General features: G+C 69.1%; 17 protein-coding genes and 1 pseudogene. 11 read left to right on the top strand and 7 right to left on the bottom strand.

The annotated features are described in order from the left end of the window. Window positions 1–18: 18 nt before the first annotated feature. The gene (locus tag NUG20_RS03770) at window positions 19–744 is read right to left on the bottom strand and encodes a TetR/AcrR family transcriptional regulator (RefSeq protein ID WP_263397117.1); all 726 of its coding nucleotides are present in this window, start codon (window positions 742–744) and stop codon (window positions 19–21) included. A 100-nt stretch (window positions 745–844) separates the two neighbouring features. Here NUG20_RS03770 and NUG20_RS03765 point away from each other — a divergent pair, with 100 nt between their 5' ends. Further along, complete coding sequence (locus tag NUG20_RS03765) at window positions 845–1,975, top strand: FAD-dependent oxidoreductase (protein WP_263397116.1); 1,131 nt, start codon at window positions 845–847, stop codon at window positions 1,973–1,975. Window positions 1,976–2,144: 169 nt separating this feature from the next. Here the strand turns inward: NUG20_RS03765 and glmS are convergent, their stop codons facing one another. Continuing rightward, a complete protein-coding gene (gene glmS, locus NUG20_RS03760; protein ID WP_263397115.1) occupies window positions 2,145–3,977 on the bottom strand; it encodes a glutamine--fructose-6-phosphate transaminase (isomerizing) in 1,833 nt (610 codons plus the stop codon). Between the two features lie 296 nt (window positions 3,978–4,273). On the opposite strand from glmS, the gene NUG20_RS03755 reads away from it, so the two are divergent. The 9 genes and pseudogenes from NUG20_RS03755 to NUG20_RS03715 form a co-directional block, all read left to right on the top strand. Continuing rightward, the gene (locus NUG20_RS03755; protein WP_263397114.1) at window positions 4,274–5,545 is read left to right on the top strand and encodes an efflux RND transporter periplasmic adaptor subunit; all 1,272 of its coding nucleotides are present in this window, start codon (window positions 4,274–4,276) and stop codon (window positions 5,543–5,545) included. A 175-nt stretch (window positions 5,546–5,720) separates the two neighbouring features. Then, window positions 5,721–6,443 carry an ABC transporter ATP-binding protein gene (locus tag NUG20_RS03750; protein WP_263397113.1) on the top strand — a complete coding sequence of 241 codons (723 nt, stop codon included), beginning with the start codon at window positions 5,721–5,723 and terminating at the stop codon, window positions 6,441–6,443. A gap of 81 nt (window positions 6,444–6,524) precedes the next feature. Further along, window positions 6,525–7,823, top strand: a complete 1,299-nt coding sequence (locus NUG20_RS03745) for an ABC transporter permease (RefSeq protein WP_263397112.1) — start codon at window positions 6,525–6,527, stop codon at window positions 7,821–7,823. 64 nt (window positions 7,824–7,887) lie between these two features. Further along, the gene (locus NUG20_RS03740; protein WP_263397111.1) at window positions 7,888–9,114 is read left to right on the top strand and encodes an ABC transporter permease; all 1,227 of its coding nucleotides are present in this window, start codon (window positions 7,888–7,890) and stop codon (window positions 9,112–9,114) included. A gap of 49 nt (window positions 9,115–9,163) precedes the next feature. Then, window positions 9,164–10,465: an ABC transporter permease gene (locus NUG20_RS03735; protein WP_263397110.1), complete on the top strand. Its 1,302-nt coding sequence runs from the start codon at window positions 9,164–9,166 to the stop codon at window positions 10,463–10,465. Between the two features lie 37 nt (window positions 10,466–10,502). After that, on the top strand, window positions 10,503–11,729 hold the full coding sequence (locus NUG20_RS03730) for an ABC transporter permease (protein ID WP_263397109.1): 1,227 nt from the start codon (window positions 10,503–10,505) through the stop codon (window positions 11,727–11,729). Between the two features lie 15 nt (window positions 11,730–11,744). Beyond that, complete coding sequence (locus NUG20_RS03725) at window positions 11,745–12,917, top strand: ABC transporter permease (RefSeq protein ID WP_263397108.1); 1,173 nt, start codon at window positions 11,745–11,747, stop codon at window positions 12,915–12,917. 157 nt (window positions 12,918–13,074) lie between these two features. After that, window positions 13,075–14,412: a sigma-54-dependent transcriptional regulator gene (locus tag NUG20_RS03720; RefSeq protein ID WP_263397107.1), complete on the top strand. Its 1,338-nt coding sequence runs from the start codon at window positions 13,075–13,077 to the stop codon at window positions 14,410–14,412. Beyond that, window positions 14,337–15,761 (top strand): annotated as a pseudogene (locus NUG20_RS03715) (HAMP domain-containing sensor histidine kinase); the annotation flags it as partial. The gene NUG20_RS03720 and the pseudogene NUG20_RS03715, both read left to right, overlap by 76 nt. Before the next feature lie 618 nt (window positions 15,762–16,379). Here NUG20_RS03715 and NUG20_RS03710 read toward each other — a convergent pair. Both NUG20_RS03710 and glmU read right to left on the bottom strand, forming a co-directional pair. After that, entirely contained in the window at window positions 16,380–17,339 is a 960-nt protein-coding gene (locus NUG20_RS03710) for a right-handed parallel beta-helix repeat-containing protein (protein WP_263397106.1), read from the bottom strand. Between the two features lie 108 nt (window positions 17,340–17,447). Then, a complete protein-coding gene (gene glmU, locus NUG20_RS03705) occupies window positions 17,448–18,812 on the bottom strand; it encodes a bifunctional UDP-N-acetylglucosamine diphosphorylase/glucosamine-1-phosphate N-acetyltransferase GlmU (protein ID WP_263397105.1) in 1,365 nt (454 codons plus the stop codon). A 142-nt stretch (window positions 18,813–18,954) separates the two neighbouring features. Here glmU and NUG20_RS03700 point away from each other — a divergent pair, with 142 nt between their 5' ends. After that, window positions 18,955–19,338, top strand: coding sequence for a GtrA family protein (locus tag NUG20_RS03700; RefSeq protein WP_263397104.1), 384 nt, complete (start codon window positions 18,955–18,957; stop codon window positions 19,336–19,338). A 191-nt stretch (window positions 19,339–19,529) separates the two neighbouring features. On the opposite strand, the gene NUG20_RS03695 is transcribed toward NUG20_RS03700, so the two are convergent. The 3 genes from NUG20_RS03695 to atpD all read right to left on the bottom strand — a co-directional run bounded on the left by NUG20_RS03695 (window position 19,530) and on the right by atpD (window position 22,597). Beyond that, complete coding sequence (locus NUG20_RS03695) at window positions 19,530–20,102, bottom strand: chorismate mutase (RefSeq protein WP_263397103.1); 573 nt, start codon at window positions 20,100–20,102, stop codon at window positions 19,530–19,532. A gap of 506 nt (window positions 20,103–20,608) precedes the next feature. Further along, entirely contained in the window at window positions 20,609–21,031 is a 423-nt protein-coding gene (locus tag NUG20_RS03690) for a F0F1 ATP synthase subunit epsilon (RefSeq protein WP_179568760.1), read from the bottom strand. Between the two features lie 147 nt (window positions 21,032–21,178). Next, window positions 21,179–22,597 (bottom strand): F0F1 ATP synthase subunit beta, encoded by a 1,419-nt coding sequence (gene atpD, locus NUG20_RS03685; RefSeq protein WP_263397102.1) that lies wholly within the window; start codon window positions 22,595–22,597, stop codon window positions 21,179–21,181. Window positions 22,598–22,642: the final 45 nt, after the last annotated feature.

Raw genomic sequence — 22,642 nt, 5'->3', positions numbered from 1 at the left:
GACGCGACGCCGACCCCGCTACTTCTTCTTGGTGGCGATCTTGCGGGCCGGTACGGCGGCCGGCTGCGCCTGCGCGCGCCCTGCCAGACCATGCAGGATCAGGTCGATGCCGGCCAGGAAATCCACCCGGTCGTCATGCGTGCGCAGTTGTACGGCCATGCCGCGCACGAACGGGTACGTGTCCGCATCCAGCCGCGACCACGCATTCGCCACCGCATCCAGGAAATCGGATCTGACGATGCCGCGCACGCGCGCGCGCTGCGTGTTGGCCGCGTTCTGCCCGGCAACGCCGAGCACATAGCTCAACAACGCGGAGACCGCCGCCCACTGCTCGTGGTCCGGCACGCCGAGCGCACGCACCTGCTGGCCGATGCGTTCGACGATGCGCACGATCGGCAACTCGCCGGGTGCGCCGGTGAGCGCCGACCCCATCCACGGATGCGCATCGATCGCGTCGAACATGCCCAGCGCCAGCGCGCGGATCGCCGCCTCCGGCGTGGCGTCGGCGGAGGGCGCGTGCAAGGTGCGCGCGACGATGGCGTCGCAGGCGGCGGTCAGCAGATCGCGCTTGTCGGCGACGTGCCAATACAGCGCACCGGGGCCGGTGGCGAGCCGTTCGGACAGCGCGCGGAAGGTCAGGCCGCCCTCGCCGCCGCTGTCCAGCAGCGCGATCGACGCGTCCACGATCTGTTCGCGCGAGAGCGATTCCTCGCGTCGCGGGGTGCCGCGCATTGTCTTGGCCATGCCCCATGTTGACACGGATGGAACGCCATTCCAATATGTGGAACGACGTTCCATACGTACGCGCACCCGCCCCGGCGCGCCCACTCGACCAAGGATTCAGATGCACACCCCCATCGCGATCATCGGCGCCGGACTCGGCGGGCTCATGCTCGCCCGCGTGCTGCACGTGCATGGCATCGCCGCGACGATCTTCGAAGCCGAGGCCTCGGCGGATGCCCGCCCGCAAGGCGGCCTGCTCGATATCCACACCTACAACGGCCAGCGCGCGCTCAAGGCCGCGGGTCTCTACGACGCGTTCCTGGGTCTCGTGCTTCCCGGCGCGGATGCGAAGCGGGTCGTCGACAGCCAAGGCACCGTCCTGATCGACAGGCCCGACATGGGCAGCGGCGGCAGGCCAGAGGTGGACCGCGGAAACCTGCGCCGGCTCCTGCTCGACTCGCTTCCCGCGGGCACCATCCATTGGGGACGCAAGCTGGCCATGGCGGCTCCGCTCCCCGGCGGGCGGCACCTGCTGCGCTTGGCCGACGGTGCGACAGTGACCACCGCTCTGCTCGTGGGTGCGGACGGCGCCTGGTCGCGGGTGCGCCCGCTGCTGTCCCACGCGGTGCCCGCCTACGCCGGCACCTCGTTCGTCGAGACCTGCCTGTTCGACGGCGACATCCGCCACCCGGCCAGCGCGCAGGCGATCGGCGGCGGCACGCTGATGGCGGTCGCGCCGGGCAAGGGTATCCTCGCCCACCGCCATGCCGATGGCACGCTGCAGACCTACGTGTCGCTGAACAGGCCGGAGGAGTGGTTCGCGCGCCTGAACTTCGCCGACCCGGCGACCGCGCTGGCCCGCGTCGCCGCAGAATTCGCCGGCTGGGCGCCTGCGCTGACGGCACTCATCACCGACGGCGACACCGCTCCCGTGCTGCGCCCGATCCATGCGCTGCCGATCGGGCACCGCTGGGAACGCACGCCCGGGGTGACATTGCTCGGCGATGCGGCGCACCTGATGTCGCCGTTCGCCGGCGAAGGCGCCAACCTGGCGCTCCACGACGGCGCCGAACTTGGCAAGGCCATCGTCGCCAATCCTGGCGCGATCGAAGCCGCGCTCGCCGCGTACGAAAGCGAGATGTTCCCGCGCAGCGCGGCCTTTGCCGAAGAGTCCGCGCAGAATCTCGCGATGTTCTTCGACGCCGATGCGCCCCAGGGCCTGGTCGCGTTCTTCAACAGCGTGGCCGGGTAGCCGAATCGGTTACGCGGAGGCAGTCGTGCCGCAGCGCGCCGACGCGACCGTGCCGGCATCGACCGCGCCGCACGGCACTTCTGAAACCAGCGATGTAACAGCGATATCCATGCGCTGCGCCAGCCGGCATGCGAAGGCACGCAGGCCGGCCTAGCGACACACGTCGCACCTACTCCACCGTTACCGACTTGGCCAGGTTGCGCGGCTTGTCCACGTCGGTGCCGCGCGCCAGCGCGGTGTGATAGGCGAGCAACTGCACCGGGATGGTGTGCACGACCGGACTGAGCAGGCCGGCGTTGCGCGGCGTGCGGATCACGTGCACGCCTTCGGATTCGCTGAAGTGGCTGTCCTGATCGGCGAACACGAACAGCTCGCCGCCGCGCGCGCGCACTTCCTGCATGTTGGACTTCACCTTCTCCAGCAGCGCATCGTTGGGCGCGATCACCACCACCGGCATGCTCGCGTCGACCAGCGCCAGCGGGCCGTGCTTGAGTTCGCCGGCCGGGTAGCCCTCGGCGTGGATGTAGGTGATTTCCTTGAGCTTGAGCGCGCCTTCCAGCGCGATCGGGTAATGCAGGCCGCGGCCAAGGAACAAGGCGTTGTGCTTGTCGGCGAAGCGCTCGGCCCACACCGCGATCTGCGGCTCCAGGTTCAGCGCGTGCTGCACGCTGCCCGGCAGGTAGCGCAGCTGTTCCAGGTATTCGGTTTCCTGGGCGGCGCTCAGGCGTCCGCGCAGCTTGGCCAGCACGCAGGTGAGCTGGAAAAGCGCCGCCAGCTGGGTGGTGAAGGCCTTGGTCGAGGCCACGCCGATCTCGGCGCCGGCGCGGGTGTACAGCACCAGTGCGCTGGCGCGCGGGATCGCGCTCTCGGGCACGTTGCAGATCGACAGGGTCTTGGCATGGCCCAGCGACTTGGCGTATTTCAGCGCCTCCATCGTGTCCAGGGTTTCGCCGGACTGGGAGATGGTGACGATCAGCTGCCGCGGATTGGCGTGGGCGGCGCGGTAGCGGTACTCGCTGGCGATCTCCACGCTGCACGACAGCCCGGCGATCGACTCGATCCAGTAACGCGCGGTCAGCCCGGCGTAGTAGCTGGTGCCGCAGGCGAGGATCTGCACGCCGTCGATGTCGGCCAGCAGCGCGTCGGCGTTGCGGCCGAACAGCGTCGTCTCGAAACCGCCGGCATCGAACAGCGCTTCCAGCGTGTCGGCCAGCGCGCGCGGCTGTTCGTGGATTTCCTTCTGCATGAAGTGGCGGTACGGGCCCAGCTCCAGCGAGGCCAGCGACACTTCGGACATGTGCACTTCGCGCTGCACCGGCCGGTTCTCGGCGTCGTACACCTGCACGTCGGCGCGGCTCAGCTCGGCGGTGTCGCCCTCTTCCAGGAAGATCACCCGGCGCGTGGCCTGGATCACCGCCGACACGTCCGAGGCAATGAAGTTCTCGCCCTCGCCCAGACCGATCAGCAGCGGGCAACCCATCCGCGCGCAGACCAGCACGTCCGGGCGCGACTTGCTGACCGCGGCCAGCGCGTAGGCGCCGGTCAGTTCCTTCACCGCGGCCTGCAGCGCCGCCAGCAGCGAAAGCCCCTGCGACGCGTGGTGGTGGATCAGGTGCGCGATGACCTCGGTATCGGTCTGCGATTCGAACACGTAGCCCAGCGCGCGCAGGCGCTCACGCTGCTGCTCGTGGTTCTCGATGATGCCGTTGTGCACCAGCGCCAAGTCGCCATGGCTGACGTGCGGATGCGCGTTGGCCTCGGTGACGCCGCCATGGGTGGCCCAGCGGGTATGGCCGATGCCCAGCGTGGCGTGGACGTCCTCGGCCAGCGCGGCGCTTTCCATCTCCGCCACGCGTCCGGTGCGGCGCACCCGGCGTACGTGGTCGCCGGCGACCACGGCGATGCCGGAGGAATCGTAGCCGCGGTACTCCAGACGCTTCAGGCCTTCGATCAGCACCGGCACCACGTCCCGCTCCGCAATCGCACCCACGATCCCGCACATAGCCGCACCCTTCGCCGAAAGATCGCCATTCTAGCGATGTCCGCTGAATGTCCCACAGGACCTCACCGCGCGACCGGAACAGGCCACGCCCTGTCCAAGCGCGGTCCTATTGAGCAGCCTTGGCCTTCTAATCGCGCCACAGCCTGCTCGATCGCACCGGACACGGTGTCCGCGAACGTGTCCGCGGACACCCGGACAGCCGTCCGTCCCACATAAAAATACTATCTTTCAAGCATTTGCGATTGGCACGCAGCATGCTTTGAATTCGTTCATCTCCACTGCGCCGACCCGACCCGATGATTCGCGACACTTCCGCCCAGGACCAGGTTCTCGCCCGCCCCCGCTCCGCCGCCGCCTGGCGCCGCTGGTTCTGGCCTGCGCTGGTCGGCCTGGCGGTGCTGCTCGGCATCGCCTTCGCCGCGCGCGGCTGGATCGCCGGCAGCCGCTCGTTCGATGCGCAACGCGTGCGCATCGCCACGGTCAGCCGCGGCGACCTGGTCCGCGACATCTCCGCCGACGGGCGCCTGATCGCCGCCAACAGCCCGACCCTTTACGCGATCTCCGGCGGCACCGTGAGCCTGAAGGTGGTCGCCGGCGACGTGGTCAAGCAGGGCCAGGAGCTGGCCGAGATCGACAGCCCCGAACTGCGCAGCAAGCTCGCCCAGGAAGAGGCCACGCTGGCCGGCCTGGAAGCCGAGGCCGGTCGCGCCGACCTGGATGCGGTACTGGCGCGCGCCAACGCCAGCAAGCTGGTCGACCAGGCGCAGATCGAGCGGCAAGCCGCCAGCCGCGACCTGGAACGCTACCAACGCGGCTACGACGGCGGTGCGGTGCCGGCGGTGGAACTGGCCAAGGCGCAGGATTCGCTGAAGAAGGCCGACATCGCGATGAGCCATGCGCAGAAGGATTCCGGCCTGCAGACCCAAGGCGCCGGCCTGGACGCGCGCAACAAGCGCCTGCTGGCCGAGCGCCAGCGCGCGGTGGTGACCGAGGTGAAGCGGCAGGTGGAGCTGCTGACGCTGCGCTCGCCGTTCGACGGCCAGGTCGGCCAGGTGCAGGTGTCCCAGCACACCAACGTCGCCGCCAACGCACCGGTGCTGAGCGTGGTGGATCTGTCCAAGTTCGAACTGGAGATCAAGGTGCCGGAAAGCTTCGCCCGCGACCTGGCGATCGGCATGCCGGCGCAGCTGACCAGCGGCGCCGGCGAACCGTTCGCCGGTGCGATCTCGGCGGTGTCGCCGGAAGTGGTCAACGGCGAGGTCAACGCGCGCATCCGCTTCACCGACAAGCAGCCGCCCGGCCTGCGCCAGAGCCAGCGCATGAGCGCGCGGGTGCTGCTGGATACCCGCAAGAACGTGCTCAAGCTCGAGCGCGGCCCGTTCGTCGAACAATCCGGCGGCCGCTACGCCTACGTGATGGACGGCAGCGCGGCGATCCGCCGCCCGGTGGAACTGGGCGTCACCAGCCTGGGCGAGGTCGAGGTGCGTTCGGGCCTGCAGCCCGGCGACCGCGTCGTCGTCTCCGGCAGCGACCTGTTCGGCGAGGCGCCGCAGGTGACGGTGCATTGAAGCCGGGACTCGGGACTCGGGACCGGGGACTCGGAAAAGCAAACGCAAGATGCAGAACAACTGAATTTCGGCGGGGAGACGGGTAACGAAGCGTGAGCTTTTCGAGTCCCGAGTCCCGAGTCCCCAGTCCCCAGTCCCGGCACCACAACATCACTCCTAGCGAAGGAACCACCTCATGCTCGAAATGCGCTCCGTCTCCAAGGTCTTCCGCACCGAACAGGTCGAAACGCACGCGTTGCGCTCGCTGGACCTGCATGTGCGCGAAGGCGAATTCGTCGCCGTCACCGGGCCGTCCGGCTCCGGCAAGACCACCTTCCTCAACATCGCCGGGCTGCTGGAGACCTTCACCAGCGGCCAGTACGTGCTCGATGGGCAGGACGTCAGCAACCTCAACGACGACGCGCGCTCGCGCATGCGCAACCAGAAGATCGGTTTCATCTTCCAGGGCTTCAACCTGATCCCCGACCTCAACCTGTTCGACAACGTCGATGTGCCGCTGCGCTACCGCGGCATGGCCGCAGCCGAACGCAAGCAGCGCATCGAGGACGCGCTGGGCCGGGTCGGGCTCGGCTCGCGGATGAAGCACTACCCGTCCGAACTGTCCGGCGGCCAGCAACAGCGTGCGGCGATCGCGCGCGCGCTGGCCGGCAGCCCGCGCCTGCTGCTGGCCGACGAACCGACCGGCAACCTGGACTCGCAGATGGCGCGCGGGGTGATGGAACTGCTGGAAGAGATCAACGCGCAGGGCTCGACCATCGTCATGGTCACCCACGACCCGGAACTGGCCGCGCGCGCGCAGCGCAACGTGCACATCGTCGATGGCCAGGCCACCGACCTGCAGCGCGAACCGGTGCTGGCGCATGCGGCGATCGGCACCATCCCCAACGTCGCGCGCTGAGCGAACCCACCCGGCCCGGCGCTGCGCGCCATCGCCATCCCACCCATCGTCGCCACCCGCAGCGCCCGCCCGGAGCCACCCATGTTCGGCTACTACTTCCGCCTCGCCTTGCACAGCTTCCGCCGCAACAAGATCCTCACCGCCCTGATGGTGCTGGCCATCGCGCTGGGCATCGGCGCCAGCATGACCACGCTGACCGTGTTCTACGTGCTCTCCGGCGACCCGATCCCGCAGAAGAGCGATCGGCTGTTCTACGTGCAGGTGGATCCTCGGCCCAAGGCCGGCTACCAGCCCGGCGAGGAGCCGGACTTCCAGATCACGCGCTTCGACGCCGAAGCGCTGCTGCGCGAAAAGCGGGCGAAGCGGCAGGCGATGATGAGCGGAGGCGGGGCGGCGATCGAACCGCTCAAGAGCGGCCTGAAACCGTTCAAGTCGGAAGTGCGCTTCACCTCGGCGGACTTCTTCCCGATGTTCGATACGCCGTTCCTGTACGGCCGCGGCTGGACCGGCACGGAAGACGAGCGCCACGAGCGCGTGGCGGTCATCAGCAAGAAGCTCAACGAGAAGCTGTACAACGGCGCCGACAGCGTCGGCCGCGAACTGCGCATGGACCAGAACACCTTCCGCATCGTCGGCGTGCTGGATACGTGGGACCCCAATCCGCGCTTCTACGACATCACCAACACCTATGGCTCGGACGAGCAGGTCTACCTGCCGTTCTCGGTGGCGATGGACCTGAAGATGGACCGCAACGGCAGCATGAACTGCTTCGGCGACAGCAATGGCGAGCCGACTGGACTCAACGCCCCCTGCATCTGGGTCCAGTATTGGGCGGAACTGGAAAATCGGACGCAGGTCGCCGACTACAAGGCCTACCTGGAGAACTATTCCAACCAGCAGCGTGCCGCCGGCCGCTTCGAGCGGCCGAACAATGTGCGCCTGCGCAACGTGATGCAGTGGCTGGACCACAACGAAGTGGTGCCGGGCGACGTGCGCCTGCAGCTGTGGCTGGCGATGGGCTTCCTGCTGGTGTGCCTGCTCAACACCGTCGGCCTGCTGCTGGCGAAGTTCCTGCGCCGCAGCGGCGAAATCGGCGTGCGCCGCGCGCTGGGCGCCTCGCGCCGCGCGATCTTCGCGCAGTGCCTGGTGGAGGCCGGCACCATCGGCTTGGCCGGCGGCATCGCCGGACTCGGCCTGGCCGTGCTCGGGCTATGGGCGGTCCGCCAGCAGCCCACCGGCTACGCCAAGCTGGCTCATCTGGATCCCACGATGCTGGCACTGACCTTCGCCCTGGCCCTGGTCGCCAGCCTGCTGGCGGGCCTGCTGCCCTCCTGGCGTGCGATTCAGGTCGCGCCGGCACTGCAGCTCAAATCGTCCTGACCACCACGCCCGCCGCACGGCGGCGGGCAGACCGCCAACGAAGGTCCCTCACAAGGTTATCGCCATGGACATCCGCCCCATCCTCTCCACCCTGCGCCGGCACAAGACCGCCGCCGCGCTGATCGTGCTTGAGATCGCGCTGGCCTGCGCGATCGTGTGCAACGCGCTGTTCCTGATCGGCAACCGCATAGAAACCCTGCACCGGCCCAGCGGCATCGCCGAATCGGAACTGGTGACGGTCTCGCTGGGCGGCATCGGCCAGCAGGTCAACGCCGCCGCGCGCACCCGCGAGGACCTGGCCGCGTTGCGCGCGGTGCCGGGCGTGCGCAACGCGACCGTGCTCAACCAGGTGCCGTTCGTCCGTTACTCCTGGAACACCAGCCTGTCGCTGACCCCGGACCAGGAGCGGTCCACCCTCAATGCCGCGCAGTACATGGCCGAGGAAGGCACGCTGCAGACCCTGGGCCTGCGGCTGGCGGCAGGGCGCGATTTCACGCCCGACGAATACCTGGATCTGGAAACCGCACAAACCGACAAGGAAGTGCAGAAGAAGGGCACCGCCATCATTCTCAATCGCGCCACCGCGGAAAAGATGTTCCCCGGGCAGAACGCCCTGGGCAAGACCGTCTATACCGGGCCAGTGGCCGCACGCGTCGTCGGCATCGTCGAGACGCTGGCGCGGCCGAACGCGGGCAACGGCCTGGCCGAAATCGACTACGCGATGCTGCTGCCGCTGCGCCTGAGCTACACCGATGGCCTGTACGTGCTGCGCGTCACCGATCCGGCGCGGCGCCAGGAAGTGCTGGCCTCGGCGACCGCGGCGCTGATGAAGGTGGACAACAGCCGCCTGGTGCTGAAACAGCAGACCTATGCCGAGATACGCGACGAATACTTCCAGGGCGACCGCGCGATGGTGTGGTTGCTCGGCGCGGTGTGCATCGCGCTGCTGATCGTGACCGCGCTGGGCATCGTCGGCCTGGCCAGCTTCTGGGTGCAGCAGCGCACCAAGCAGATCGGCATCCGCCGCGCGCTCGGCGCCACCCGCGGGCAGATCCTGCGCTACTTCCAGACCGAGAACTTCCTGCTGGCCAGCACCGGCATCGTGCTCGGCATGCTGCTGGCGTACGCGATCAACCAGTGGCTGATGGGCAAGTACGAACTGCCGCGGCTGCCGCTGTACTACCTGCCGTTCGGCGCGCTGACCCTGTGGCTGCTCGGCCAGATCGCGGTGTTCGCACCGGCGCGGCGCGCCGCGGCGGTGCCGCCGGCCGTCGCCACGCGCAGCGCTTGACGTGTCCCCTTGGCCGGCGTCATGCCGGCCCTTTTTTTCAGGACTCCCGATGTTCGGCTACTACTGCAAACTGGCGCTGCACAGCTTTCGTCGCAACCGGTTGCTGACCGCGTTGATGGTGCTCGCCATCGCGGTCGGCATCGGCGCCTCGATGACCACGCTGACCGTGTTCCACGTGCTGGCCGCCGATCCGATCCCGGGCAAGAGCGCGCAACTTTTCTACGTGGAGATGAACGTCTATCCGGACGACAAGTACGAGCCGGCCGGCGAGGAGCCGCTGCAGCTGACCCGCCGCGACGCCGAAGCGCTGTTGCGCGACAAGCGCGGCGATCGCCAGGCGATGATGTCCGCCGGCGGCGTGAACGTGGTGCCGGTCAAGGCCGAACAGACGCCGTCCCACGTCGAAGCACGCTTCACCTCGTCCGACTTCTTCCCGATGTTCGCGGTCCCGATGCGCTACGGCCACGCCTGGACCGCCGAGGACGACACGCGGCGCGCGCGCGTGGCGGTGCTCTCGCGCAAGCTCAACGAGCAATTGTTCGGCGACGTGGACAGCACCGGGCGCGACCTGCAGGTCGGCGAAAACATGCTGCGCGTCGTCGGCGTTACCGAGGACTGGAGCATGAACCCGCGCTTCTACGACCTGACCAACACCGAATACGGCGACAGCGAGGACATCTTCGTCCCGTTCTCGACCTCGCGCGACCTGCAGATGGGAGCGAGCGGCACCATGGAGTGCTGGGGCAGCAGCGGCGATGGCCAAGACAGCGAGAACGCGCCCTGCACGTGGATCCAGTACTGGGTGGAACTCGCCGACGCCGGCAAGCGCGCCGCCTACCGCGATTACCTGGACGGCTACGCGCGCCAGCAACACGATGGCGGCCGCTTCACCCACCCCGCCGACGTGCGCCTGAGCGACGTGATGGCATGGCTGGACCGCAACCATGCGGTACCGGCCGACGTGCGCCTGCAACTGTGGCTGGCGCTGGTGTTCCTGGGCATCTGCCTGCTCAACACCGTCGGCCTGATGCTGGCCAAATTCCTGCGCCAGGGCGGCGAGATCGGGGTGCGGCGGGCGCTCGGCGCATCGCGCCGGGCGATCTTCGCCCAGCACCTGGTGGAAGCGGCAATGATCGGCGCGGCGGGCGGCATGGCCGGCCTGCTGCTGGCCTGGCTCGGCCTGTGGCTGGTGCGCCGGCAACCGGCCGACTATGCCGCACTGGCGCACATGGACGGCAGCATGCTGTTCGTCGCACTGGCGTTGACGTTGGGAAGCAGCCTGCTGGCCGGCGCATTGCCTGCATGGCAGGCCATGCGCGTGCAGACCGCCATGCAACTCAAGTCGCAGTGACGCGCTACGCGTCCCCCTTCCTGCCAGGAACGCCCCCGTGCCTATCCGCCCCATCCTCTCCAGCCTGCGCAAGCACAAGATCGCCGCACTGCTCATCGTGCTGGAGATCGCCTTCAGCTGCGCCGTGGTATGCAATGCGCTGTTCCTGATCGGCACGCGCCTGCACAACATGCAGCGCCCGACCGGCGTGGCGGAAGCGCACCTGGTCTACGTCAAGGTCGGCAGCGTGCTCGGCAGCGGCGATGCCGCCGCGCTCACCCGCGAGGACCTGGATGCGCTGCGGCGCATTCCCGGCGTGCGCAATGCCAGCGTCATCAACCAGCCGTTGTTCGGCAGCTCGATCGGCGCCAGCGGCATCTCGCTCGGCCCGGACCAGCAACGCGCCACCCTGAGCGCCACCAACTACTTCGGCGATGCGCAGCTGCTGGACACGCTGGGGCTGAAGCTGGTCGCCGGCCGCGGCTTCAACGCCGACGAATTCCTCGACCACGCGCGCTTGATGGACCCCAACGACGATGCCGTCGTTCCCTCGGTGATCCTGAGCCAAGCCCTGGCCCAGCGCCTGTTCCCCGGACAATCGGCGATCGGCAAATCGATCTACGTGTACGGCCAGCAGCGGGTGGTGGGCGTGGTCGAGCGCCTGGTCCAGCCGCGCGACTACGGCTCGGCCACCGACTACGAGAGCACCATGCTGTTCCCGGTGAACATGGCCTACACCCGCGGCACCTACGTGCTGCGCGTGGACGATCCGGCGCAGCGCGAGGCGGTGCAGCGGCAGGCGCGCAAGCTGCTGCTGGCGCACGGCCCGCGGCGCATGATCCGCGACAAGAGCAGCGTCTCGCTGGAGCAGGCGCGCGCGACCTACTACCGCAACGACCGTGCGATGGCCTGGCTGCTGGCCGGCGTGTGCGTGATGTTGCTGCTGATCACCGCGCTGGGCATCGTCGGCCTGGCCAGTTTCTGGGTGCAGCAGCGCACCAAGCAGATCGGCGTGCGCCGCGCGCTCGGCGCCACCCGCGGCCAGGTGCTGCGCTACTTCCAGCTGGAGAATTTCCTGCTCGCCAGCGTCGGCATCGTGCTGGGCATGTTGCTCGCCTACGCCGCCAACCTGTACCTGATGAGCGCCTACGAACTGGAACGGCTGCCGCTGTGGTACCTGCCGGTCGGCGCGCTGGCGCTGTGGCTGCTCGGCCAGCTCGCGGTGCTCGGCCCGGCGCGGCGCGCCACCCGCGTGCCGCCGGCGGTCGCCACGCGCAGTGCGTGACGGACGACGCTGGCCATGGATCGCTTCCTGGTCTCGCTGCGCCGGCACACGCTGCTGGCGACGCTGATCGTGCTGCAGATGGCGATCAGCTACCCGGTGCTGCTCGCCCTGGGCACGCTGGCCAACCAGGCGCATGCGCGCATGCAGGCGACCAGCGGCATTGACGACGACGCGCATCTGCTGACGCTGCGACTCGGCGGCCGGGTATCCGCCGCGGCGGCGCAGCGCGAGGCGGCGGCCTTGCGCGCCGTGCCCGGCGTGTTGCACGTCGCGGCAATCAACCAGTTGCCGTTCGGGCCCGAGCGCTGGGACACCCTGATGGGACCACGTGCCGACGGTGCTGGCGGGCAGTTCCAGGCCAGCACCTACCTCGGCGATCCCGGACTGCTGGCGGCGCTGGGCCTGCGCCTGCAGCGCGGTCGCGACTTCAGCAGCGACGAGTATCGCGATCTCGCATCGCCCTCTGCGCTGAACCTCGCGCAGCGGGTGATCCTGACCCGGCCGCTGGCGGCTCGGCTGTTCCCGAATGGCGACGCGCTCGGACAGATGGTGCATCTGGGCGGCAAACCGCCGGCGCGGGTGATCGGCATCGTCGAGCAGCTGCGCACGCCTGGCGAGGGCGGCGAGGACAGCGCCATCCTGCCGTTGCGCCTGCACGATCGCAGCAACGCGCTGTACGTGCTGCGGGTCGCGCCCGGCGACCCGGCCCGGGTCCGCGCGCGGCTGGCGGCAGACGCGGAGCGGATCGCGCCGGGGCGGCTGCACGAACTGAGCAGCGCCGGCGAGCTGCGCCTGCAGCGACTGCGCCTGCATCGCCATCGGCTGATGCTGCTCGCCGCGGGCGCGGCGCTGTGGCTGTTCGGCACGCTCGCGACGGTCTACGCCATCAGCGAGGCGATGGTGAGCCAGCGCTACCGGCAGATCGCGCTGCGGCGCGCGCTTGGCGCGCGCGCGGCACAGATCCGTACCCATCTGCGCCGCGAGAACCTGTTGCTGTGCGGCCTGGGCATCGCCATGGGCGTGGCCATCGCTGCGCTGCTGCGCCGCGTCCTGCTCGAGTTTTCGGCGCTGTCGCCGCCGCCCCTGTATCCGCTGGCCATCGCGCTGCTGTTGCTCGGTGGCGGCTGGCTGGCGATGCGCGGCCCGGCCGCACGCGCCGCGCGGCTGTCGCCTGCGGCGTACCGGTGATGCGCGCGATCGCGGCGACGACACCGCACTTGCCCGCGGCGCCACAGGTCGGCTGCCTGCCGCCCATCACGCACACGACAAGCCACGCCGGGGCTGCGATGATGCCGCCTCGTCCCGCATCCGCCGGTTCCGCCCCGGCCATCCGACAAGGCTCCCGATGCCCTGCATCCTGATCATCGACGACAACCCCGCCGTCGCCACCGCGCTCGAGGTGCTGTTCTCCCTGCACGACATCGACACGGTGCACGCGGACAGCCCGGACGCCGGACTGCAGCGCCTGGCCGAGGGCGACATCGATCTGGTGCTGCAGGACATGAACTTCACCGCCGACACCACCTCGGGCGAGGAAGGCGTGGCGCTGTTCGATGCGATCCGCGCGCGCCACCCGGACCTGCCGGTGATCCTGCTTACCGCCTGGACCCAGCTCAGCAGCGCGGTGGAACTGGTCAAGGCCGGCGCCGCCGACTACCTGGCCAAGCCCTGGGACGACCGCAAGCTGCTGACCACGGTCAACAACCTGCTGGAGCTGTCCGAGGCGCGGCGCGAACTGGAACGGCGCCGCGACGGCGAACGCCGCCATCGCCAGCAGCTGGCGCAGCGCTACGAACTGCGCGGCGCAGTGTTCGCCGACCCGGCCAGCGAGCGCGCCATCGCCCTGGCCTGCCAGGTCGCGCGCTCGGAACTGCCGGTGCTGATCACCGGCCCCAACGGCAGCGGCAAGGAAAAGATCGCAGAGATCATCCAGGCCAATTCGCCGATGCGGCAGGGCCCGTTCGTGGCGCTGAACTGCGGCGCGATTCCGGCCGAACTGATCGAGGCCGAACTGTTCGGCGCCGAAGCCGGCGCCTACACCGGCGCCAACAAGGTCCGCGAAGGCAAGTTCGAAGCCGCCGATGGCGGCACCCTGTTCCTGGACGAGATCGGCAACCTGTCGCTGGCCGGGCAGATGAAACTGCTGCGCGTGCTGGAGACCGGGCGCTTCGAACGGCTGGGTTCCAACCGCGAGCGCCAGGTCAAGGTGCGGGTGATCAGCGCCACCAACGCCGACCTGACCACGATGATCCGCGACGGCGCGTTCCGCGAGGATCTGTACTACCGGCTCAACGCGGTGGAGCTGTCGCTGCCGGCGCTGGCCGACCGCCCCGGCGACATCCTGCCGCTGGCCGAGCACTTCCTGTCCGGCGCCAAGCCGCTGTCGGCCGGCGCGGCGCAGGCGCTGCAGCGGCATGCCTGGCCAGGCAACGTGCGCGAGCTGCGCAACGTGATCCAGCGTGCCGAGCTGCTGGCCGGCGGCCGCCAGATCGACGCCGCCGACCTCAACCTGCCCAAGCCGGCGCCGCAGCGCCCCGCCGCCGGCGCCGAGCCGGACCGCGAGCGCATCGTCGCGGTGCTGGGCCGCGCCAACGGCGTCATCGCCCAAGCCGCGAACGAACTGGGCATGAGCCGGCAGGCGCTGTACCGGCGCATGGACCGCTACGGAATCCCGCGCGAATGAAATTGCGCCGCTCCTTCACCGCCGGCCTGTTCCTGCGCCTGCTGCCGGTGCTGGCGCTGGCCGCGGCGACGCCGTGGCTGCTGGCGTACTGGATGGACCGTGGCTGGGAAGTGGTGACGCTGTCGGCGCTGCTGCTGTTGGCGCTGATGTGGTGGACGCTGCGCCGCGCCACCGCGCCGATGCGCTCGCTGTTCCGCGCCCTGGCCGGCACCGTCAGCAGCTACCGCGACGGCGAATACAACTTCGGCGTGCACTGGCGCGGCGACGACGAACTGGGCGAGATGGTCGCCGCGCACCGGCAGCTGGGCGAGATCCTGCGCGAGCAACGCCAGGGCCTGGCGCAACGCGAACTGATGCTCGACACCATGGTGCAGAACACGCCGGTGGCGATGCTGCTGACCTCCAACGGCGGCGACGGCCTGCGCCGCGTGGTGTTCTCCAACCTGGCCGCGCGCAAGCTGCTGCACGGCGGCTGGAAACTGGAAGGCCAGCGCCTGGACGACCTGCTGCTGGGCATGCCGCCGGCGCTGCGCGAGGCCGTGGCGCGCGGCGGCGACAGCCTGTTCACCATCGACGACGACGAGGATCCGGAAGAGGAGCAGGTCTACCATCTGTCGCGGCGCCGCTTCCGCCTCAACGGCCGCCCGCACGAACTGCTGCTGATCCGACTGCTCACCGCCGAACTGCGCCGCCAGGAAGTGCATACCTGGAAGAAGGTGATCCGGGTCATCAGCCACGAATTGAACAATTCGCTGGCGCCGATCGCCTCGCTGGCCCATTCGGGCGCCGAACTGGTGCGGCGGCAGAAGGTGGAGCGGCTGGAGGAAGTCTTCGGCACCATCGAGGAGCGCGCGCGGCACCTGGAAGGCTTCATCCGCGGCTACGCGCGCTTCGCCAAGCTGCCGCAGCCGCAGTTGCAGACCGTGCACTGGGCGCAGTTCCTCGGCGGATTGCAGCAGCAGATTCCGTTCGCGCTGGAGCTGGAGGCGCCCGACCTGCACAGCCGGGTCGATCCGGCGCAGCTGCAGCAGGCCTTGCTCAACCTGGTCAAGAACGCGCACGAATCCAGCCCCGAAGGCCTGCCGCCGGCCGACAGCGTGCGCATCCGCGTCTCCACCCGGCCGGAGTGGCTGCGCATCGAGGTGCTGGACCGCGGCAGCGGCATGAACGAGGCGGTGCTGCAGAACGCGCTGATGCCGTTCTATTCGACCAAGCGCAACGGCACCGGCCTGGGCCTGGCGCTGACCCGCGAGATCATCGAGGCGCACGGCGGCCGCCTGTCGCTGCAGAACCGCGACGAAGGCGGACTGTGCGTGGCGGTGCAGCTGCCGCTGGCGTCTGCAAGTTAACGCCTCGCGCTCTTCTGTAAGAGCGGCTTCAGCCGCGACAGGCACTAACTGGAGTGCGTCGCGGCTGAAGCCGCTCCTACAGGGTGGTGCGCACTCTCTGCGGCACGCTCAATCGCGCACGGTGCCGCTCTCGGCGATGCGCGGCGTGCTGAGCGCGCCGCAGGCATCATCGGCGCCGGTGGTGCAGCTGCCGCTGGCATCGAGCAAGCGCATTCGATGCAGGCGATGTCACTCGATGGTGTCCCTGTGGGAGCGACTTCAGTCGCGACAGGCTTTCCCGGTAGAGCCCGTCGCGACTGAAGTCGCTCGCACAGTCTGTCCCGCAAGCGTCCAGCACAGACACGAAGGCCGCGCTGCCCAACCTCACTCGCGAATCGTGCCGCTCTCGGAGATGCGCGGCGTGCTGAGCGCGCCGCAGGCGTCGTCGGCGCCAGTGGTGCAGCTGCCGCTGACATCGAGCAAGCGCATTCGATGCAGGCGACGTCACTCGATGGTGTCCCTGTGGGAGCGACTTCAGTCGCGACAGGCTTTCCCGGTAGAGCCCGTCGCGACTGAAGTCGCTCCCACAGTCTGTCCCGCAAGCGTCCAGCACAGACACGAAGGCCCGCGCTGCTCATCTCACTCGCGAATCGTGCCGCTCTCGGCGATGCGCGGCGTGCTGAGCGCGCCGCAGGCGTCGTCGGCGCCGGTGGTGGCGGTGGCCGGAATCGCGCCGTAGTAACCGGCGCCGACCGTGTTGTCGATGAAGCGCCCGCCCTGCGACGGGCATTCGCCCTGGTCCAGGTCGAACCAGTCGGAGAACGCGGCGTACTTGCCGGCGCGCACGAAGCGGTTGCCGCGCACCTCGGTGGCGTCGGACGCATCGCGGGTGCGCACCACGTCGCCGTTGACGTCGGTGAAGGTGTTGTCCTTCACCACATTGCCGGTCGAATGCCGCGCCAGGTACAGCGCATGGATGTAGCCGGAGGTTTCCTTGCTGTTCTCGATCGCGTTGAACTGGTTGCCGACGATCAGGTTGTCGCGGGAGTTCTGCAGCCGGATCGCCGCGTACGAATACGCCGGACTGCCCTGGCCGTGGATGCCGCCGATGCGGGTGAAGCGCATGCCGCGGATCTCGTTGCCGCTGTTGCCATCGGCCGCCGCGTTGCTGCTGCCCAGGTCCATCGCCATCCAGTAGTCGCTGACCTCCAGGCCGACGAACTGCAGCTGGGTGCGCTGGTTGCCGCCGCCGCGCAGGGTGAACCAGGTGCCGCCGCCAGCGCCGTCGAAGCGCGGCATCGTCGCGGCGCCGGCCGCGGCGACGATGCGCAACGGCGCGCCGTTGCGGAACGTCCAGCGGACCGACTGGCCGACATAGGTGCCGGGCGCGACCACGATCTCCACTTCCGTCTGCGGCGACTTCGCCTGCAGCCGCTGTTGCGCCGTGGCCAGGGTCTGCAGCGCGGTCGCCGCGCTGGTCCCGGCCGCGGTGTCGTCGCCGTCCGGCGCCAGGTACAGACGAAAGGTCTGCGCCTGCACGGCACCCGCCGTGATCAGCAACAGCGCCAGCATCCACCACCGCGCGTTTCGTGCCTGCATCGAACACCTCCCAGGGTCGTCGCACGCCGGCACCGTGTGTTGCCAGCTGCGCCACCTTAGCGCGGCGCCGCCGCTGCGGTTGCGAAGCCGGTCACGCTGCGCGGCCGGCTATTTCTTCTTCGGCCGCTTCCAGTCTTCGTGCGTGCTCTGGCGCACCCGCGCCACGGTGAGCTGGCCGGGCGGCGCATCGCGGGTGATCACCGAACCGGCGCCGATGGTGGCGCCGCTGCCGATGGTCAGCGGCGCCACCAGCGCGCTGTTGGAGCCGACGAAGACGTCGTCGCCGATGGTCGTCTGCCACTTGTTCACGCCGTCGTAGTTGCAGGTGATCACGCCGGCGCCGACGTTGACCCCGCTGCCGATCGTCGCATCGCCGAGATAGCTCAGATGGTTGGCCTTGCTGCCGACGCCGAGCACCACCTTCTTGGTCTCGACGAAGTTGCCGATGTGCACGCCGTCGGCCAGCACGGTGCCGGGCCGCAACCGCGCGAACGGGCCGATCTGCACCGCGCCCTCGGTGACCACGCCTTCCAGGTCGCAGTGCGCGCGCACTTCGGTGCCCGGCCCCAGCACCACGTCCTTCAGCCGCACGAACGGGCCGATGCTGACCCCGTCGCCCAGTTCCACCTCGCCCTCCAGCACCACGTTCACGTCGATGCACACGTCGCGGCCCACGCGCACGCGGCCGCGCTGGTCCAGGCGGTTGGGGTCGAGCACGTGCGCGCCCTGCGCGCACAGCGCACGCGCGGCGCGCAGCTGCCAGGCGCGTTCCAGCTGCGCCAGCTGCCACGGGTCGTTGGCGCCTTCGGCCTCGGTCGGGTCGGCCACCAGCACCATCTCCGCCGGGGTGAATTCGGCGGCGGCGGCGGCGAACACGTCGGTGAGGTAGTACTCGCCCTGCGCGTTGTCGCTGCGCAGCTGCGCCAGCCAGCGCTTGAGCGCGGTGGATTCGGCGGTGACGATGCCGGTGTTGATGGCGCGGATGTGGCGCTGCTCGTCGTCGGCATCCTTGTGCTCGACGATCGCGGCGACCTTGCCTGCCGCGTCGCGCACGATGCGCCCGTAGCCGCTGGGATCCTCGGGCTCGGCCACCAGCACCGCCAGCCGCCCCGGCGAGTGCAGCAGGCGCAACAGGGTATCGGCGCGGATCAGCGGCACGTCGCCGTACAGCACCAGCACGGTGGCCGCATCGGGCACCGCGGCCATCGCCTGCTGCACCGCATGCCCGGTGCCCAGCTGCTGCGCCTGCTCGGCCCACAGCAGGTCCGGCTGGTCGGCGAAGGCGGCGCGCACCGCATCGCCGCCGTGGCCGTAGACGATGTGGATCGCCGCCGGCTGCAGGTGGCGGGCGGTCTCGATCACGTGGGCCAGCATCGGCCGGCCGGCGATCGGTTGCAGCACCTTGGGCTTGGCGGACTTCATCCGCTTGCCCGCACCGGCGGCAAGGATCACGACGTGCAGGGGCAGGCTCATGGGGAGGTTCCGTTCCGGGTAAAGGAGGATTTTAGAGCCAGCCGCGGATGCGTGCCGCAACCGCGCGCGATCGCGACGCCGCGGCATTTACATCCGCGCGGCAGACGCTAGCATGCGCGCTTGATTCCAACCCAGGGCTTCCATGAGTCTGCTGCGCCAGAGCAGTCAGTTCGTGCTGATCGGATTGCTGCAACTGCTGATCGACTGGAGCGTGTTCGTCGCGGCGACCGCCGCCGGCATGCCGACGGTCCCGGCCAACGTGCTCGGCCGCGTGTGCGGCGCCGTGATCGGCTTCTGGCTCAACGGCCGCATCACCTTCGCCAACGGCGACGGCGCGCGCCTGGGCTGGCAGCGCTTCGGCCGGTTCCTGGCGATGTGGATCGCGCTGACCCTGCTCAGCACCTGGCTGGTGTCGCTGTGCGTGGATGCGCTGGGCCTGCGCCTGGCCTGGCTGGCCAAACCGGTGGTCGAAGGCCTGCTGGCGGTGCTGTCGTTCTTCATCGGACGGCATCTGGTGTATCGCTAGCTCCGCTGGGCGCTGGCCTCGGCCTGCCGGGATCCCCGTAGGAGCGGCTTCAGCCGCGACAGGCCCTACCGGTAAAGCCCGTCGCGGCTGAAGCCGCTCCTACAGGATGAACCCGGCTGCGAACGGCGCAAGCTGCGCGCGCTCAGCGACGCAGACCGCAGTTGCATGCAATCGGATGCGGCTCGCCCCGCTCAGCGGCAGAAATCGCCCAGGCTGCGCACCAGCGCGGTGCGGTGGACCTGGTCCAACTGCCAGCGCAACGCATGGGCCTCGGCCGCGCGCGCGGTCGCGGCCGGACAATCCGGCGCCTGCCGCGCCGCGGCACTGGCCTGCAGGGCGTCCAGCATCTCGCCCTGCAGCTGGTCCAGGCGCGCGCGCAGCGCCGCCAGGTCCGGGCGCGGCTGGTCGGGCGCACGGCCGCGCAGCCGCCACCGCGCCAGCAACTGGTATTGCACCAGCTTGTTGGATTCGATCTGCATGCCGAAGAAGCGCGCCGCGTCGTCCGCATCCACGCCGTGCGCTTGCGCCTGCGCGCGCGCGCTGGCCAGCACCGCGGCCTCGCGCGCTGCATCAAGCACCGGCTTGCCGCTGTCCCACTTGCTCAGCGCGACCTGGTCGCCGATCGCGTTGCGCTCGACGATCCGGTCGAGCAGCGGCTCGAGCGGCGTGGCGCTGCGCGCGGGCATCGCGCAGCCCATCAGGGCGGCGCCGGCCAATAGCGCGGTCAGCGCGCGGGCGAGGACGGCGGGAACGGAAGCGGTCATCGTGGCTCTCCAGAAGGCGTCTGCGTGGGGGAGGATCCGCAGACTGGCGGCCATCTTGCCCAAGACGATGGGACAGTTTCGTTGCACGGCGCCGCGATTGTGATGCGAGTGTGCAGTCGAGTCAGCGGCGATAAAGCCGGCGCTGCACGCGTCGATGCGACGCCGCCGCGGCATTGCCTTTCGGCCGGTCAATCGGCCAGGACACCAGCTACGAATCAATCCATCGCGCCCGGCCTCGGTGCGGGCGATGCAGGGCTGGCTGTATGGCGTCGACTGCCATTGCGTCTGTGCCGGCGCCCGGTGTTGATCAGGATCATCAGGAAGATGGCCAGGCCGCGAACACGACGGCGCAGGCTTGGCGCAGGCGGCAGATGCACAGCGCTTGCGGGCTGCGCGATGGCGACGCACCGCATGGATCGGCGCGCCTCACAAACGAAAAACGCCGGCAGCAGCCGGCGTCTTCGTCGCGTTCGCGCGCGGCCGCCAGGCGGCGCGTGCGCTGTCGCTCAGTGCTTGAGGTTCTTGCGCAGGCGCTCCAGCGCCTGCAGCTGCGCGGTGACTTCCGCCAGCTTGGCCTGCGCCTCGGCCACATCGATGCCTTCGCCACGGTTGGCCAGCATGCGCTCGGCGTCTTCCTTGGCCTTGCGCACCGACGCCTCGTCGATGTCCTGCGCGCGGATCGCGGTGTCGGCCAGGATGGTCACCACCTGCGGCTGCACCTCGAGGATGCCGCCGGAAATGGCGAAATCCAGCTGCTCGCCGCTGGCGGTGGTGACCACCACCTTGCCGGGCTTGAGCCGGGTGATCAGCGGCGCGTGCTTGGGCGCGATGCCCAGCTCGCCCAGCTCGCCGGTGGCGACCACCAGGGTCGCTTCACCGTGGTAGATCTCGTGCTCGGCGCTGACGATGTCGCAACGGATGGTGCTCATGGTTACCTCGCTGGCGCGAGGCGGGATTGGGGATGGGGGATTCGGGATTGGTCAGGGCGATCGCACCGCCTTCCCTCTCCATTCGAATCCACCAACCGCGATGCCCGCCTTTGCGTATCCCTAATCCCGAATGCCGAATCCCGGCTGTTACGCCTTCTCGGCCATTTTCTTGGCCTTCTCGACCGCTTCTTCGATGCTGCCGACCATGTAGAACGCCTGCTCCGGCAGGTGGTCGTACTCGCCTTCGACGATGCCCTTGAAGCCGCGGATGGTGTCCTTCAGCGACACGTACTTGCCCGGCGAGCCGGTGAACACTTCGGCCACGTGGAACGGCTGGCTGAAGAAGCGCTCGATCTTGCGCGCGCGCGACACCGACTGCTTGTCCTCTTCGGACAGCTCGTCCATGCCCAGGATCGCGATGATGTCCTTCAGTTCCTTGTACTTCTGCAGGGTCATCTGCACGCGGCGGGCGGTGTCGTAGTGCTCGTGGCCGATCACGTTCGGATCCATCATGCGCGAGGTCGAATCCAGCGGATCCACCGCCGGGTAGATACCCAGCGAGGCGATGCTGCGCGACAGCGCGACGGTCGAGTCGAGGTGGGCGAAGGTGGTCGCCGGCGACGGGTCGGTGTAATCGTCCGCGGGCACGTACACGGCCTGGATCGAGGTGATCGAGCCAGTCTTGGTCGAGGTGATGCGCTCCTGCAGCACGCCCATTTCCTCGGCCAGGGTCGGCTGGTAGCCCACCGCCGACGGCATGCGGCCCAGCAGCGCCGACACTTCGGTACCGGCCAGGGTGTAGCGGTAGATGTTGTCGACGAACAGCAGCACGTCCTTGCCCTTGCCGTTCTCGTCCTTCTCGTCGCGGAAGTACTCGGCCATGGTCAGGCCGGTCAGCGCCACGCGCAGGCGGTTGCCCGGCGGCTCGTTCATCTGGCCGTACACCATCGCGACCTTGTCCAGGACGTTGGAGTCCTTCATCTCGTGGTAGAAGTCGTTGCCCTCGCGGGTACGCTCGCCCACGCCGGCGAACACGGACAGACCCGCGTGCGCCTTGGCGATGTTGTTGATCAGTTCCATCATGTTGACGGTCTTGCCGACGCCGGCGCCGCCGAACAGGCCGACCTTGCCGCCCTTGGCGAACGGGCACATCAGGTCGATGACCTTGATGCCGGTTTCCAGCAGCTCGGTGGCCGAGGACTGGTCTTCGTAGCTCGGCGCGGCGCGGTGGATTTCCCAATGGTCGGTGGCCTGCACGTCGCCGGCCTCGTCGATCGGGCGGCCCAGCACGTCCATGATCCGGCCCAGCGTGCCCGGGCCGACCGGCACCGAGATCGCGCGGCCGGTGTTGGTCGCCACCAGGTTGCGCTTGAGGCCGTCGGTGGAACCGAGCGCGATGGTGCGCACGATGCCATCGCCCAGCTGCTGCTGCACTTCCAGCGTAATCGCGGTGTTTTCGACCTTCAGCGCGTCGTAGATCTTCGGCACATCGGCGCGCGCGAATTCGACGTCGACGACCGCGCCGATGATCTGAACGATCTTGCCCTGGGTGTTGATGGCGTTCATGTGACTACTCGCTTATCGAAGTTTTTCGGGTGTTCTGGAAAACCG

It is taken from the genome of Xanthomonas sp. CFBP 8443 (assembly GCF_025666195.1).
GTDB lineage: Bacteria > Pseudomonadota > Gammaproteobacteria > Xanthomonadales > Xanthomonadaceae > Xanthomonas_A.
Note: the sequence above shows the minus strand (reverse complement) of the source record. Positions and strands in the feature narration are given on the sequence as shown.

Bases quoted from the DNA above. Each gene is read 5' to 3' on its own strand.
- NUG20_RS03770 (WP_263397117.1), bottom strand. From the start codon at position 744: ATGGCCAAGACAATGCGCGGCACCCCGCGACGCGAGGAATCGCTCTCG.
- NUG20_RS03765 (WP_263397116.1), top strand. From the start codon at position 845: ATGCACACCCCCATCGCGATCATCGGCGCCGGACTCGGCGGGCTCATG.
- glmS (WP_263397115.1), bottom strand. From the start codon at position 3,977: ATGTGCGGGATCGTGGGTGCGATTGCGGAGCGGGACGTGGTGCCGGTG.
- NUG20_RS03755 (WP_263397114.1), top strand. From the start codon at position 4,274: ATGATTCGCGACACTTCCGCCCAGGACCAGGTTCTCGCCCGCCCCCGC.
- NUG20_RS03750 (WP_263397113.1), top strand. From the start codon at position 5,721: ATGCTCGAAATGCGCTCCGTCTCCAAGGTCTTCCGCACCGAACAGGTC.
- NUG20_RS03745 (WP_263397112.1), top strand. From the start codon at position 6,525: ATGTTCGGCTACTACTTCCGCCTCGCCTTGCACAGCTTCCGCCGCAAC.
- NUG20_RS03740 (WP_263397111.1), top strand. From the start codon at position 7,888: ATGGACATCCGCCCCATCCTCTCCACCCTGCGCCGGCACAAGACCGCC.
- NUG20_RS03735 (WP_263397110.1), top strand. From the start codon at position 9,164: ATGTTCGGCTACTACTGCAAACTGGCGCTGCACAGCTTTCGTCGCAAC.
- NUG20_RS03725 (WP_263397108.1), top strand. From the start codon at position 11,745: ATGGATCGCTTCCTGGTCTCGCTGCGCCGGCACACGCTGCTGGCGACG.
- NUG20_RS03720 (WP_263397107.1), top strand. From the start codon at position 13,075: ATGCCCTGCATCCTGATCATCGACGACAACCCCGCCGTCGCCACCGCG.
- NUG20_RS03710 (WP_263397106.1), bottom strand. From the start codon at position 17,339: ATGCAGGCACGAAACGCGCGGTGGTGGATGCTGGCGCTGTTGCTGATC.
- glmU (WP_263397105.1), bottom strand. From the start codon at position 18,812: ATGAGCCTGCCCCTGCACGTCGTGATCCTTGCCGCCGGTGCGGGCAAG.
- NUG20_RS03700 (WP_263397104.1), top strand. From the start codon at position 18,955: ATGAGTCTGCTGCGCCAGAGCAGTCAGTTCGTGCTGATCGGATTGCTG.
- NUG20_RS03695 (WP_263397103.1), bottom strand. From the start codon at position 20,102: ATGACCGCTTCCGTTCCCGCCGTCCTCGCCCGCGCGCTGACCGCGCTA.
- NUG20_RS03690 (WP_179568760.1), bottom strand. From the start codon at position 21,031: ATGAGCACCATCCGTTGCGACATCGTCAGCGCCGAGCACGAGATCTAC.
- atpD (WP_263397102.1), bottom strand. From the start codon at position 22,597: ATGAACGCCATCAACACCCAGGGCAAGATCGTTCAGATCATCGGCGCG.